General features: G+C 65.5%; 11 protein-coding genes. 9 read left to right on the top strand and 2 right to left on the bottom strand.

Features of this window, described 5'->3' with window-relative positions; all coding sequences use genetic code 11:
- Genes tsaE through ACZ46S_RS04505 form a run of 6 tightly spaced genes read left to right on the top strand, consistent with a single transcriptional unit; the run spans position 1 to position 8,191 of the window.
- Positions 1 to 438: a tRNA (adenosine(37)-N6)-threonylcarbamoyltransferase complex ATPase subunit type 1 TsaE gene (tsaE, locus tag ACZ46S_RS04530; RefSeq protein WP_464063537.1), complete on the top strand. Its 438-nt coding sequence runs from the start codon at positions 1 to 3 to the stop codon at positions 436 to 438.
- The gene (locus tag ACZ46S_RS04525; RefSeq protein WP_464063536.1) at positions 428 to 1,153 is read left to right on the top strand and encodes a nucleotidyltransferase family protein; all 726 of its coding nucleotides are present in this window, start codon (positions 428 to 430) and stop codon (positions 1,151 to 1,153) included. Before tsaE ends, ACZ46S_RS04525 begins: the two co-directional genes overlap by 11 nt.
- Positions 1,150 to 4,038, top strand: a complete 2,889-nt coding sequence (gene addB, locus ACZ46S_RS04520) for a double-strand break repair protein AddB (RefSeq protein WP_464063535.1) — start codon at positions 1,150 to 1,152, stop codon at positions 4,036 to 4,038. The genes ACZ46S_RS04525 and addB overlap by 4 nt, the downstream gene beginning before the upstream one ends.
- Positions 4,025 to 7,426, top strand: coding sequence for a double-strand break repair helicase AddA (gene addA, locus ACZ46S_RS04515; RefSeq protein ID WP_464063534.1), 3,402 nt, complete (start codon positions 4,025 to 4,027; stop codon positions 7,424 to 7,426). The genes addB and addA overlap by 14 nt, the downstream gene beginning before the upstream one ends.
- A gap of 55 nt (positions 7,427 to 7,481) precedes the next feature.
- A complete protein-coding gene (trxA, locus tag ACZ46S_RS04510; protein WP_008493297.1) occupies positions 7,482 to 7,799 on the top strand; it encodes a thioredoxin in 318 nt (105 codons plus the stop codon).
- Positions 7,799 to 8,191: an acyl-CoA thioesterase gene (locus ACZ46S_RS04505; protein ID WP_008493296.1), complete on the top strand. Its 393-nt coding sequence runs from the start codon at positions 7,799 to 7,801 to the stop codon at positions 8,189 to 8,191. The genes trxA and ACZ46S_RS04505 overlap by 1 nt, the downstream gene beginning before the upstream one ends.
- 53 nt (positions 8,192 to 8,244) lie before the next feature.
- Here ACZ46S_RS04505 and ACZ46S_RS04500 read toward each other — a convergent pair whose 3' ends face one another.
- Positions 8,245 to 9,189: an alpha/beta fold hydrolase gene (locus ACZ46S_RS04500; protein WP_464064325.1), complete on the bottom strand. Its 945-nt coding sequence runs from the start codon at positions 9,187 to 9,189 to the stop codon at positions 8,245 to 8,247.
- An 81-nt stretch (positions 9,190 to 9,270) separates the two neighbouring features.
- On the opposite strand from ACZ46S_RS04500, the gene ACZ46S_RS04495 reads away from it, so the two are divergent.
- Genes ACZ46S_RS04495 through ACZ46S_RS04485 form a run of 3 tightly spaced genes read left to right on the top strand, consistent with a single transcriptional unit; the run spans position 9,271 to position 13,321 of the window.
- Positions 9,271 to 9,465 (top strand): zinc-finger domain-containing protein, encoded by a 195-nt coding sequence (locus tag ACZ46S_RS04495; protein ID WP_026439577.1) that lies wholly within the window; start codon positions 9,271 to 9,273, stop codon positions 9,463 to 9,465.
- A complete protein-coding gene (gene polA / locus ACZ46S_RS04490) occupies positions 9,462 to 12,167 on the top strand; it encodes a DNA polymerase I (RefSeq protein ID WP_464063533.1) in 2,706 nt (901 codons plus the stop codon). Before ACZ46S_RS04495 ends, polA begins: the two co-directional genes overlap by 4 nt.
- A 2-nt stretch (positions 12,168 to 12,169) precedes the next feature.
- Positions 12,170 to 13,321: an FRG domain-containing protein gene (locus tag ACZ46S_RS04485; RefSeq protein ID WP_464063532.1), complete on the top strand. Its 1,152-nt coding sequence runs from the start codon at positions 12,170 to 12,172 to the stop codon at positions 13,319 to 13,321.
- A 4-nt stretch (positions 13,322 to 13,325) separates the two neighbouring features.
- On the opposite strand, the gene ACZ46S_RS04480 is transcribed toward ACZ46S_RS04485, so the two are convergent.
- Positions 13,326 to 13,781: an Lrp/AsnC family transcriptional regulator gene (locus tag ACZ46S_RS04480; RefSeq protein ID WP_026439579.1), complete on the bottom strand. Its 456-nt coding sequence runs from the start codon at positions 13,779 to 13,781 to the stop codon at positions 13,326 to 13,328.
- Positions 13,782 to 13,832: the final 51 nt, after the last annotated feature.

Genomic DNA, 13,832 nt, shown 5'->3' with positions numbered 1-13,832 from the left:
ATGCGCCTGAAGCTGAAGGACGAGTCGGAGACGCAGAGCCTGGGGGAAAAACTGGCCGCGATCGCGCGCGCCGGGGACGTGCTGCTGCTGGAAGGCCCGCTGGGGGCGGGCAAATCCAGCTTCGCGCGCGCCTTCATCCGCGCCCGGCTGGGGGATGCGCGGCTGACCGTGCCCAGCCCAACCTTCACGCTGGTGCAAACATACGACGCCCCGGATGGCACCCAGATCTGGCATTATGATCTCTGGCGGCTGAATGGTCCGGCGGGGCTGGAGGAGCTGGGCTGGGACGAGGCGCTGGAGGGCATCGCTCTGGTGGAATGGCCCGAGCGGCTGGGTGAGATGACCCCGCCCGGCGCCTGGCGCCTGCGGTTTTCGCTGGATGGCGACGGACGGATGGTTGAGATTGCAGGGGATGTGAGAGGTTTCGATGCGACCTGATACGGCCGTGATTTTATGCGCGGGGCTGGGCGAGCGGATGCGCCCGCTCAGCGATTCCACCCCGAAGCCGCTGCTGAACCTCGCCGGGCAGCCGATCCTGGCCCATACCATGTCCCGGCTGCGCGATGCCGGGGTGCGCAAGGTGATCGTGAATGCGTTTCATCTGGCCGAGCAGATCGAGGCGTTTTTCGATCGCTATGAGGGGGTGACGGTGCGCCGCGAGGAGAGCCTGCTGGAGACCGGCGGCGCCCTGGCGGCGATGGCCGCCGAGGCGCTGCTGCCGGATGCGCCGTTTTATATCCTCAATGGCGATTCCTATTGGGTGGACGGCCCCTCTGCGGCGCTGCCGCGCCTGGCCGCCGCCTTCGACCCCAGGCGCGAGGATGCGATGCTGCTGCTGGCGCGCTCCGCCGGCACCATCGCCGAGACGCGCTTTGGCGATTTCGTCTGGGACCGCGAGGCGGGGTTGCGCCGGCGCGAGGAGCGCGAGGTGGCCCCTTATCTCTATTCCGGCATCCAGATCGCCACCACCGCGCTGCTGCATAGTGACAAGGTGGAGCGTTTCTCGATGAACCGGCTCTGGGACGAGGCGCTGGCGGCGGGGCGGCTGAATGCCATCGTGCATGACGGGGTCTGGCTGCATTTGACCACGCCGGAAGATATACTCCGCGCCGAGGAGCTGCTGGCGGCGCGGGAAGTGGGTAATTCCACGTGAGTTTGCGGATCGGGGCCTTCGCGCCGGAGGCCGCGTTTCTGCCGTCTCTGGCCCGGCTCTGGCTGGCGGAGGGCGGGGCGCATGAGGGGCTGATCATTCTGCCCAGCCGGCGTGCGGCGCAGGCGCTGGGGGCGGCGTTTCTGGAGGCCAATGCGGGCAAGGCGCTGCTGCTGCCGCGCATCGTGGCGCTGGGCAATATCGACGAGGCCGGGCTGCTGCTCTCGGCCGGGTTTTCGCTGCCCCCCGCCATCGCCCCCGCGCGGCGGCAGGCGCTGCTGGCACGGCTGATCCTGCAAAAGCCGCAAGAGAGCGGCGCGCCGCAGAAGCTCCCCGCCGCCTGGAGCCTGGCGGCGGAATTTGCGACGCTGCTGGATGAGGCCGACCATGCCGGGGTGGATCTCGCCGCCGCCCTGCCAGGGCTGGCGCCGGCGGAATTCGCGGAACATTGGCAGAAAACGCTGGAATTCCTCACCATCGTCACCCATGCCTGGCCGGCCATTCTGGAGGCTGAAGGGGTGATGAACCCGGCGAAGCGTCTGGCGCTGTTGATCGAGGCGCAAGCGAAGGCCTGGGGCGAAAACCCGCCCGCCGGGCCGGTCTGGATGGTCGCGGCGGAAGGCACGCCGGCTATCGCCCGCATGGCGGAGATGGTGGCGAAGCTGCCGCAAGGGCGGCTGATTTTGCCGGGGTTCGATCCGCATCTGGCTCCCGAAGCCTGGGAGGGGGTGGAGGACTCGCACGCCCAGGGCGGCATCGCCCGGCTGCTGGCCGATATCGGGGCGCGGGTGGAAGAGGTGGAGGCGCTGCCGGGCGCAATGCCAAGCGGGCGCGGGGCGCTGCTCTCCCGCGCCTTGCTGCCCGCCGCCGCGCTCTCCGCCTGGCAGGAACCGGCGGCGCTGGATCTGGCCGGGCTCTCCCGGCTGGAGACTGGGGATGAGGCGCAGAATGCGGTGGCGATCGCGATGATCCTGCGCGAGGCCCTGCAGATACCGGGGCAGAGTGCCGCGCTGATCACGCCGGACCGGGCGCTGGCGGCGCGGGTGGGGGCGGCGCTGAAGCGCTTTGGCATCACCGCGGATGACAGTGCCGGCGAGCCGCTCTCCGCCACCCCGCCGGCTGTGTATCTGCGCCTGCTCGCCCGCGCCGCGCGCGAGGGCTACGCGCCGCTGCCGCTGCTGGCTTTGCTGAAACATCCGCTCGCCACCGGCGGGTTGGCGCCGCTGGATTTCCGCGGCATGGCCCGCAAGCTGGAGCGCCATGCTCTGCGCGGCCCGCGCCCGCCGCCGGGGCTGGAGGGGTTGCGCTTCCGGCTGAAGGACGAGCACCAGGCGGAGCAGGATTTCCTCACCCGGCTGGAAGCGATGCTGGCGCCGCTGGCGCTGCCGGTCGCGGTCTCGCCGGTGGCGGCGCTGACCGCCTTGATCGAGGCCGGGGAGGCGCTGGCGGCGACGCCGGATGAGCCCGGCCCGGCGCGGCTTTGGCTGGGCGAGGCCGGCAATGCGCTCTCTTCTGTGCTCTCCGAAAGTCTGGTGGCGCTGGCGGAGATGCCGGAGATGGACCCGGCGGATCTGCCGGAGCTGCTGGATGCGCTGATCGCCGGGCAGAGCGTGCGCAAGCCGCGCGCCAAGGACGGGCATCCGCGCATCGCCATCTGGGGCATTCAGGAGGCGGCGTTGCAGAGCGTGGATGTGGCGGTGCTGGGCGGGCTGGTGGAGGGTGTGTGGCCATCGCCGGAAGAGCCCGGCCCCTGGCTCTCGCGCCCGATGCGCCGCGCCGCCGGGCTACCCAGCCCGGAACGTAAGATCGGCCAGGCGGCGCATGGGTTTTTCTCGCTCGCCTGCGCCTGCCGGCAGGTGGTGCTGGCCACGCCGAACCGGCGCGAGCGCGCCCCGGCGGTACCCGCGCGCTGGCTGACGCGGCTGGCCGCGATGCTGGCCGGGCAGGGGCAAAGCCTGCCCGCGCATGAGGCGGGGCTGTGGGTCGGGCAGCTCGATCTGCCGGTCGAGCGCAGCCGCCGGGCAAAGCCGCAGCCCCGCCCGCCAGCCCATGCGCGGCCGAAAACCTATTCCATCTCCGACATCGCGACGCTGATGGTCGATCCTTACGCGATCTATGCGCGCAAGATCCTGAAGCTGGCGCCGCTGGAGGCGCTGGATGAGGAGAGCGACGCCAGCCAGTTCGGCGATGTGGTGCATGCCGGGCTGGCGGCATTTTTCAAAACCGGCGACATTACCGCGCCCGATGCCCCAGCCCGGCTGCGCAATGCGCTGGAGGTGGCGATGCGCGAGCAACGCCCGCGCGCCGCGCTGGCGCAATGGTGGGGGGCGCGGCTCGGGCGCATCGCCGAATGGCTGGTGGTGGAGGAGCGTGCCCGTCTGGCCGAACATGGCCCGCCCGCCGCCCAGGCGCTGGAGCAGCCGGGCGAATGGCGGATGCCGGGCGGTTTCACGCTGAAGGGCCGGGCCGACCGCATCGAGCGCGACGCGCAAGGCGGGATCAGGATCATCGACTACAAGACCGGCAATGTCCCGTCCGAGAAGCAGGTGAAAGCCGGCATTGCCCCGCAGCTGCCGTTGGAGGCGGCGATGGCGCGGCGCGGCGCGTTTGGTCCGGAATTTGAGGGGGAGGCGGTGGAGTTGCTCTACGTGGCGCTCTCCGGCCGGGCGGCGGCCGGGGCGCAGAACGTGGTGCTGAAAACGCCCGAGGCGCTGCGCGAAGTGGTCGAGCGGGCCGGCGAGCTGCCCGCGCTGCTGGCGAAGTTCGCAGACCCGGCAACGGCCTTTCTCGCCGCGCCGCATCCGGAGCGGGAAAACCGGTTCGATGATTATGCCGGCCTGTCGCGCCGCGCCGAATGGGGCGGGGAGGATGAGAATGGGGGCGATTGAGCAGGCCAACCAGGAGCAGCAACGCGCCTCCAACCCGGCGATTTCAGCCTTCGTTGCCGCCTCCGCCGGCAGCGGCAAGACCAAGCTGCTGACCGACCGGCTGTTGCGGCTGATGCTGGCGGGCACGCCGCCGGAGCGCATTCTCTGCCTCACCTACACCAAGGCGGCGGCGGCGGAGATGCGCATTCGCCTCAACCGGCGGCTGGGCGAATGGGTGGCGCTGCCGCAGGAGAGGCTGCGCGCCGCATTGCAGGCGCTGGATGTGGTGGCGGATGCGGCCACGCTCGCCCGCGCCCGGCGGCTGTTCGCGGAGGTGCTGGATCTGCCAGGGGGGATGCGGATCGAGACGATCCATGCCTTCTGCCAGTCGCTGCTGCGGCGCTTCCCGCTGGAGGCACGGCTCTCGCCGCATTTCACCGTTGCCGATGACGAGGCGGCGGCCCTGCGGCTGCGCGCGGCGCGCGAGCAGGTGCTGGCCAGCCCCACGGCGCGCGCGGCGGTGGAGGTGCTGGCGGCGGAGATCGACGAGCTGCGCTTTGCCGATCTCAGCGGCAAATTCGTGCAAAAGGCGGAAAAAGCGTTTCTGGATGAGCCGGCCCCGGCGCGGGCGGCGCTGCTGCGGGCGGCCTTGGGCGCGCGGGATGAGGATGAGGCGGCGCTGCTGGCGGATCTGGTGAACCCGCCGCGTGAAGGTGTATTGCGCGAGGCACTCAACGCTGTGGCCTCACGCGGCAATGCCAGCGGCCAGAAATGGGCCTGGCCGGGGCTGGATTGGCTGGCGCTGTCGCAGCCTGAACGCATCGCGACGCCTGAGGTGTGGGCTGGCATCTGCCTCACCACAGCCGGTGAGCCGCGCACGCTGAAAGGGTTTTGCGGCAAGAACCTCGCTGCCGAGGAAGACCGGATCAAGGCCGAATTCCAGAAAGAGGCCGAGCGTGTGCTGACGTTGCAGGATCGGCTGAAGCTGATCCGGCTGCTGCGCATCAACGCCGCGCTGCTGGATATTCTCGCCCCGGTGGGGCTGGCGGAGCGGGCGGAGAAGCGTCTGGCCTCCGAGCTCTCTTATGGCGATCTCATCGCGCAGACCTCGGAACTTCTGATCGATCCGGGAGCGGCCTGGGTGTTGTACAAGCTGGATGGCGGCATCGAGCATCTGCTGCTGGACGAGGTGCAGGACACCGCCCCGGCGCAATGGGACATCGCCAACGCCATCGCCGCCGAGTTTTTCGCGGGTGAAGGGGCGCGCGCGGCTGGGCGCAGCATTTTCGCGGTGGGGGATCCGAAACAATCGATCTTCTCCTTCCAGGGCGCGGATCTGAAAAGCTTCGATGCCAACCGGGATAAATTCCGGCGTGCGGCGCAGCAGGCGGGGCAGGGCTGGCTGGATGGCGCGCTCTCCGTCTCCTTCCGCTCCACCGCGCCGGTGCTGGAACTCACCGATGCCGTGTTTGCCGAGGGCTTTGCCCGCCAGGGTGTGGTGGCGCCGGGTGAGCGCCTGCGCCATGGCGTGGCCAGGCGGGGCCAGGCCGGCGAGGTGGCGCTCTGGCCGCTGAGTGTCGCCGAAGAGGCGCAGGCGGCGCCGGACTGGCAGGTGCTGGATGAGTATCAGAACGCTGAATCCGCCGTCGCGGCGTTGGCGGGGCGATTGGCGGCCTATATCGAAATGCGGCTGACGCAGCCGCTGCCGGCGAAAGACCGGCTGGCGCGGCCTGGGGATTTTCTCATTCTGGTGCGCTCGCGCGGGGCGATTGTCGGCGCCGTGACCTCCGAGCTGAAGGCACGCGGCATCGAGGTGGCGGGGCTGGACCGTATGGTGCTGCCGCGGCAGCCGGCGGTGGCGGACATGCTGGCGCTGTGCGACGCGCTGCTGCTGCCCGAGGATGATCTCGCCTTCGCGCAATTCCTGGTCTCGCCCTTGGGTGGGCTGACCGATGACAGCCTGATGGAGCTGGCGCTGGGCCGCCCCGGCTCGCTCCTGGGCGCGCTCTATGCCCGGGCCGATGAGCGCCCGGACTGGCAGGCCCCGAAAGCCTATTTCGAGGCGCTGCGCGCCCGCGCGGATTATGACACGCCTTTCGCCCTGCTCTCGGAGGCGCTGGGGGCGCTGGGCGGGCGGGCCAGGCTGCTGGCGCGCTTTGGCGCCGAGGCGGCGGAGCCGCTGGACGAGTTCCTGGCCGAGGCGCTGCAATTCTCCATCGCCGAGCCGGGCAGTCTGCAGCTTTTCGTGCAGAAGCTGCGGGCCAGCGAAACCGCGATCAAGCGCGAATCCGAGGCCGGGAGCGACGAGGTGCGGATCATGACCGTGCATGGCGCCAAGGGCTTGCAGGCGCCGATCGTGATCATGCCCGACACCACCGGCCTGCCGCAGGCCGAGGGCAGCCTGTTCTGGCTGGACGTGCCGCAGGCATCATACCGGCTACCGGTGCTCTGCCCGCGCGCGGCGCTGCGCCCGGCGGTGCTGGCCCATGAGCAGGAGGCGCTGCGCCGCGCCCAGCTCGATGAATATAACCGCCTGCTCTATGTGGCGCTGACCCGGGCCGAGGATGAGTTGCTGATCTGCGGCGCCGCCGGGCGGCGCGCATTGCCGGCTGAGTGCTGGTACGAGGCGGTAAAGCAGGGCTTCGCCCGGCTGGGCGCGCGCGACGAGGACGGCGTGCTGCTGTATGATTGCCCGCAGAGCGCCGCACCGGACGGCGCCTCCCAGGCCCGCAGCAAGCCGCGGGCCGATCTCCCCGCCTGGGCGGGGCGCGCGCCGGACTGGAAGGCCGCCCCCGCGCCGAAGGAGGCACCGGGCCCGCAGCGAATCGTCCCCAGCCGGGTGGCGGATGAAACCTCCCGCGCCGCCCTCGCCATCAGCCCGCTGGCCGGGCCGCAAAGCCCGGCCTCGCGCCGCGCCGCCGCCATGGCGCGCGGTGTGGCGGTGCATGCGTTGCTGCAGCATCTGCCCGGCGTGGCGGTGCCGGCGCGGGAGGCGGCGGCGTTGGCCTATCTTGCCGCGCAGCCGGCTCTGGCCCCGGAGGCGGCGGAAATTTGCGCCTCCGTCCTGAAAATTCTGCATGAGCCGGCGCTGGCGCCGCTGTTCGGCCCTGGTTCGGTGGCGGAAATGGAGCTGGCGGGCGTCGTTGCCGGGCGGGAAGTGGCGGGCATCGCGGACCGGGTTTTCATCGGTCCGGAGGAGATCCTCATCGCCGACTACAAGACCGACAGAAATCCCCCCTCGGACGCGGCCGGAATCCCGGAAAAATATCTCGCCCAGCTCGCCGCCTATCGCGCTGTGCTGCGTCAGATCCACCCTGGCCGCCCCGTGCGCTGCCTGCTGGTCTGGACCGCGCGGGCCGCAACCATGGCGGTGCCGGAGGCGGCCTTGGACCAGGTGGGGTTGGGTTGATCGGCGTGGCAATCACCGCCATGTTACGAAAAATTCTGTTTTTGACAGGTGTATCATGACCAAGGCTGTAACCGACGCAACGTTTTCGACCGATGTGCTGAAATCCAGCACCCCGGTTCTGGTGGATTTCTGGGCCGAATGGTGTGGCCCGTGCCGGTCCATCGCCCCTTCGCTGGAGGCGCTGGCCGAGGAATATGGCGGCAAGCTGGAAGTGGTGAAGGTGAATATCGATGAGAATCCGATGACCCCGACCCAGTATGGCGTGCGCGGCATCCCGACCCTGCTGATCTTCAAGGACGGCCAGGTGGCGGCCCAGCAGGTGGGCGCGGCGCCGAAATCCGTGCTCAAGGCCTGGATCGAGAAAAGCCTCTAATGTCCGACCGCGAGCAGCCGCCGGCGATCATGCCGATGATCCGCACCATCGCCATGCCGGCGGATGCCAATGCCAATGGCGATATTTTTGGCGGCTGGCTGATGAGCCAGATGGATCTCGCGGCCGGCAATCTGGCCCAGCGCACGGCCCATGGGCGCTGCGTGACCGTGGCGGTGGAGGCGATGAGCTTCATCCGCCCGGTGAAGATCGGCGATGAGGTGAGTGTGTATTGCGAGCTGCTCAGCACCGGCCGAACCTCGATGAACATCTCGGTCGAGGCCTGGCGGCGCGAGCGCGCCGAGGAGAATGACGAGCGCGTGACCAAGGCGGTGTTCCGGTTCGTGGCCATCGATTCGACGGGACGGCCCCGGCCGCTGCCCAAGCGCGGCTGAAAAGAGCAAAAGTTTTTGGGGTTGAAGGGGTTTTTACAAAAAGCCCCTTCGTCTTATTGGCCCGTTGCTAGGAAGATCGTCGCCTGACTGGGCGCGTCGGACGGCAGCCCATGCCCCTCCAGAAACGCCAAAATATCCGCGCTCGGCACCGCCCGCTCCAGATCGCGCGGGAGCAGGTGATAATCCGGCGGGTAATAGGCCAAAGTCACCGGCGCATGCGCCGGCAGGGATTGCCAGCAATCATCCATGGCTGTCTTGGGCACCAGCTGGTCCTTTCCGCCATAGAGGATCAACGCTTTCTGATTGAAGCGGGCACAGGCCGCCTGGGCCTGGCCCATCAGCGTCACCAGCCCTTCGATATTGTCGATCCTTGGCGCATGGATGGTCAGCGGATCTTCGCCAAAGGCGATCAGTGCTTCGATATTGTCGGAGGCCCGCACATGCGCGGACTGGCCGGTGAGGCGTTTGCCCGGCGCGAAGAAATCAGCCACATGCAGCGTCTCCCGGAAGAGCGGGCTCATCGCCCGCCCGCCCCACACGGCCGGGGCTGAGAGCACATAGCCATCCACCGGCGGCGGGTTGGGTGAGGCGCCGAGCAGCAGCCCAATGGCGCCGCCCATGCTCTCGCCCATGATAAAGAGCGGCGTGTGGGGATAGCGGGCGCGCAGCATCACCGCCTCCTGGCGCGATTCGTCCACCAGCACCGCGGTTCCCGGCCAGATGCCCCGGTTCTTGCTGGCGCCGAAGGAGGAGAGGTCCGGCGCGATGATCTCGATGCCGTGAGGGGTAAGGTATTTTGCCAATATCTCCCAGCCATCCCGGCTATCCGTATAGCCATGCAGGGCCAGCACCACCGCCTTCACCGGGCCTAGCGCGGGATAAACCCGGTAGGGCTGCATTGCCCCGTCCGAGAGGTGAAAATAGCCGCTGGTGATAATGGGGTGGCCGGGCCTGGCATGTGGCACGCCGAAGGGCGGCGAGACGCAGCCGCTTAACACCAATGCCAGCCCCAGCTTGGGTATGGCGCGGAATGAAGCTAAGAGGGGGGCGGTTATATCTTTGCACCGGAGAGCGGAGCCATGAGCGTACAGACGGATTCGATCAATCATTCCGAAATTCTTCATGTGAAAACCCGGTCCGTCTCCTGCGATGGCGGCGTCGGCCCGCTCGGCCACCCCAAAGTCTACCTGCAGATCCCGGGCAAGCAAGTCGCCTGCCCTTATTGCTCGCGCATCTTCATCCTGGATGGTGACGGCGCGGGCGAGAGCCATTGAAACTCGTCCTCGTCGATGGCTCGGGCTTCATCTTCCGGGCCTTTCACGCCATCCCTGACATGCAGCGCGCCGATGGCGTGCATGTGAATGCGGTCTTCGGCTTCTGCAACATGCTGGCGCGGTTGCTGAAGGACCATACCGGCACGCATCTGGCGGTGATTTTCGATGCCGGGCGGTATACGTTCCGCAACCGGCTCTACGACCAGTACAAGGCCCACCGGCCCGAGCCGCCGCCGGAGCTGGTGCCGCAATTCGCGCTGATCCGCGAGGCGACCAAGGCCTTCGGCGTGCCCTCGATCGAGCTTGAGGATTGGGAGGCGGATGATCTGATCGCCGCCTATGCCAAGGCGGCCCTGGAAGCGGGCGGGGAGGCGGTGATCGTCTCGTCTGACAAGGATTTGATGCAGCTGCTGCGCCCTGGCGTGGAAATGCTGGACCCGATGAAGAACACCCCGATCGGCCTCGAAGAGGTCGAGAAGAAATTCGGGGTGACGCCGGACAAGGTGATCGAGGTGCAGGCGCTGATTGGCGACTCCGTCGATAACGTGCCCGGCGTGCCGGGGATTGGCCCGAAAGGGGCGGCGGCGCTGATTGGCGAGTATGGCACGCTGGAGGCGGTGCTGGCGGCGGCGCCCTCGATGAAGCCCTCGAAGCGGCGGGATGCGCTGATCGAGCATGCGCAGGCGGCAAGGATTTCGCGCGAGCTGGTGATTTTGCGCGACGATGCGCCGCTGCCGCTGCCGGTGGAGGCGCTGGGGGTGAAGGCGTGGGATGCGGCGGTCCTGCGCGCCTTTCTGGTGGAGAATAATTTCCGCTCCATCCGCCATCGCCTCGGGCTTGAGGACGGCCAGGCGGAAGAGGCCGTGGAGGTCGAGCAGAGCCACGCGCCCTTCGGGCCCTATCAGCCGGTTTATAAGATCGAGGCGCTGCGGGAGATCATCGCCGCCGCGCATCAAGCCGGGGTGGTGGCGCTTTCGGTGCAGACGGATGATCCGTCCGGGCTGCATGGCCGGCTGGTCGGGCTGGGGCTGGCGGGGGCGGCGGGGCAGGGCGTGTATCTGCCCTTGCGCCATCACACCACGCTGGATGCCGAACCGCAGCTGGGCTGGGACGAGGCGGCGGAGGCGCTGGACGCGCTGTTTGCCGACCCGGCGGTGCTGAAAATTTTCCATGACGCGAAATTCGCGCTGGAGGCGCTGGCGCGGGCCGGATTGACCGCGCCGGCCCCGTTCGATGACACGATGCTGATCTCCTACGCCCAGGATGCGGGGAATTTTTCGCATGATTTGGCGACATTGGCGCGGGTGCATCTCTCCCACAGCGTGAAAACCGCTGACGATGTCACCGGCACCGGGCGGGCGCGGCTGAATTTCGCGCAGGCGCCGGTGGAGAAGGCGACCGCTCTGGGGGCCGAGGCGGCGGATGTGACGCTGCGGCTCTGGAACCAGCTGAAACCGGCTTTGCGGGTGCATAAGGCGCTCGCCTTGTACGAGCTTTTGGAGAAGAAGCTGGTGCCGGTGCTGGCGGCGATGGAAGCCGAGGGCGTGCTGGTGGACAAGGCGGATCTCTCCGCCATGTCCACCGAGTTTGGTGAGCGCATGGGCGTGTTCGAGGCGCAGATCCATCAGCTCGCCGGGCATGAATTCAATGTCGGCAGCCCGAAGCAGCTGGGCGAGGTGCTGTTTGAGGAGATGGGGCTCTCCGGCGGCAAGAAAGGCAAGAATGGCGCCTGGGGCACGGATAGCTCCGTGCTGGAAGGGCTGGCGGAGCAGGGCGTGGAGATCGCGCAGCGTGTGATGGAGTGGCGCCAGCTCGCCAAGCTGAAATCCACCTACGCGGATGCGCTGGTCGGGCAGATCGACGAAAAGACCGGGCGTGTGCATACGAATTTCCAGATGGCGGCGACCACCACCGGGCGGCTCTCCTCCACCGATCCGAATTTGCAGAATATCCCGATCCGCACCGAGGAAGGGGCGCGCATCCGCAAGGCGTTCATCGCGCCGCCGGGGCATAGCCTGATTTCGGCGGATTATTCGCAGATCGAGCTGCGGCTGTTGGCGCATGTGGCGGATATTCCGGCGCTGAAGGAGAGCTTTGCCACGGGCGAGGATATTCACGCCCGTACCGCCTCCGAAGTGTTCGGCGTGCCGATGGCGCAGATGGACGGGGCGACCAGGCGGCGCGCCAAGGCGATCAATTTCGGCATCATCTACGGCATTTCCGCCTTCGGCCTGGCCCGGCAGCTCGGCATTTCCGCGGGCGAGGCCAAGAGCTATATCGATGCCTATTTCAAACGCTATCCGGAAATCCGCGCTTATATGGATGCGACGAAGGAGCAGGCGCGCATTGATGGCTATGTGCTCACCCCGTTCGGCCGGCGCTGCTGGGTGCCACGGATCAAGGATAAAATCCCGGCGCTGCGGGCCTATGCGGAACGCCAGGCGATCAACGCGCCGCTGCAAGGCGGGGCCTCCGACATCATCAAGCGCGCGATGGTGAAGTTGCCGAAGGCGCTGGCGGATGCAGGGCTAAAGACAAAGCTGCTGCTGCAGGTGCATGACGAGCTGCTGTTCGAGACGCCGGACGATGAGGCGGAAAAGGCGGCTTCCTTGGTGAAAGAGGTGATGCAGGGGGCGGCGACTTTGTCTGTGCCGCTGGTGGTGGAGACGGGTGTGGGGAAGGATTGGGGGAAGGCGCATTGAATTTGGAAGAATCAATCAAAACGGAAAAAATTGATTATGCGTCACTTTTTGCTGGGCAGTGGGTGGCTGAATACTCAGGCTCAAATAGCGGTGCAGCAATTATTGACTGCGATAAAATCGACGAGTTAGTAGTCGGGACTGCGGTGGCCTGGGACAACATCGAATATTATCCGAATAGTTTAATAAAGTTCGAGTTTTCACCTTCTCAATTTGAACACCAACTTAAATCTATTGAAGTCATTCATGTTGATAATTTTGGAAATCCACTTTCTAAAGATGCTGTTTTGTTTTTGGAAGGAAAAGGGATGTCCTTACCGAAAACGGCTGATGTGGATTTAAAAAGCGTCGAGGACGGTTTGGAGTTCTCATGGAAAACATCTGTTGGGACTTTCGCGTCTGGGCGGGCTAAAAAATCTAAAGCCGGTCGAAAAATAGCTTCCGATTTAAAAGCAAAAAAGCTAACGGGGTGGAATGAGTTTAGAGATCTCTTGGACGGCTTGCAGTTTCAAAGATATATATTTCGTGGTCAAGAAAATAGCACTTGGAGATTGCGGACGAGCTTTCATCGGACCGGTAGAGTCAATCTCGATCGGTATGCTGATCATGACGTTCGTGAATTGTATCGGTACACAAATCAGTACTTAAACCCTCCTTTGGACCTCACCAACAGAGAGCATTACGCTGCTTTTTTGAATCTGGCCCAACACCACGGTTTTCCGACGCCGCTTTTGGATTGGACTTGGTCGCCCTACGTTGCAGCTTTTTTCGCTTTTCGAAATTTAAGAGAAACGACCAACAACGAATCTTTTGTACGAATTTACAAGTTTGATGCTCAAGAGTGGAATAAGCTAGCGCGTGCCGATAAGCTTTTCCTTGCGAGGCCAAATGTTTCAATATTAAATGCCGTTCCACTCGGAAATTTAAGAGTTTTGCCGCAGCAAGCTATTTCTATGTTGTCCAATGTCGACGATATTGAGGCTTTTATCGTAACGATAGAGAGTCAGAATAAGACTAAATATCTAGAGGCGTATGATCTTCCTGTCTCTCTCCGTGATAAAGTAATGAGAGAGTTGTCGCTGATGAATATTGGGGCGGGGTCACTTTTTCCTGGGCTCGACGGTGTTTGTGAGAGCTTAAAAGAGAAAAATTTCTAGACACCTAAATCGGCAACGCCCCTTCCTTCATCCGCTCCATCGCAAAGCGGCTGGAAACATTCCGTAGCGGCACCATTTCGATCAGCTTGCGGTAGAAGGAATCATATGCGGCGATATCGGGCACCACCACGTGCAGCAGATAATCCACATCGCCGCTCATCCGCCACGCGCCGACGATTTCCGGGATGTTTTTGACAGCCTGATGAAATTTATCCAGCCAGGCGGCGGAGTGGTCGTTGGTTTCCACCGAGACGAAGACCGAGACCGGCAGGCCGAGCTTGTCGGCGTCCAGCACCGCGACGCGGGATTTGATGATGCCGTTCTCCTCCATGCGCTTGATGCGCTTCCAGCAAGGTGTGGCGGTGAGCCCCACCTTGTCGGCGATCTCGTTGAGCGAGAGGGAGGCATCCGAGGCCAGCAGCCGCAGGATGGAACGGTCGATCTGATCCAGCTCGATCATGGTCTAGGGTCGGCTTTCGTCATTAAAGTTGCATCAATCGATGGCAGGGGA

Source organism: Acidocella aluminiidurans (genome assembly GCF_055383125.1).
This window is presented reverse-complemented; position numbering and strand designations above follow the sequence as displayed.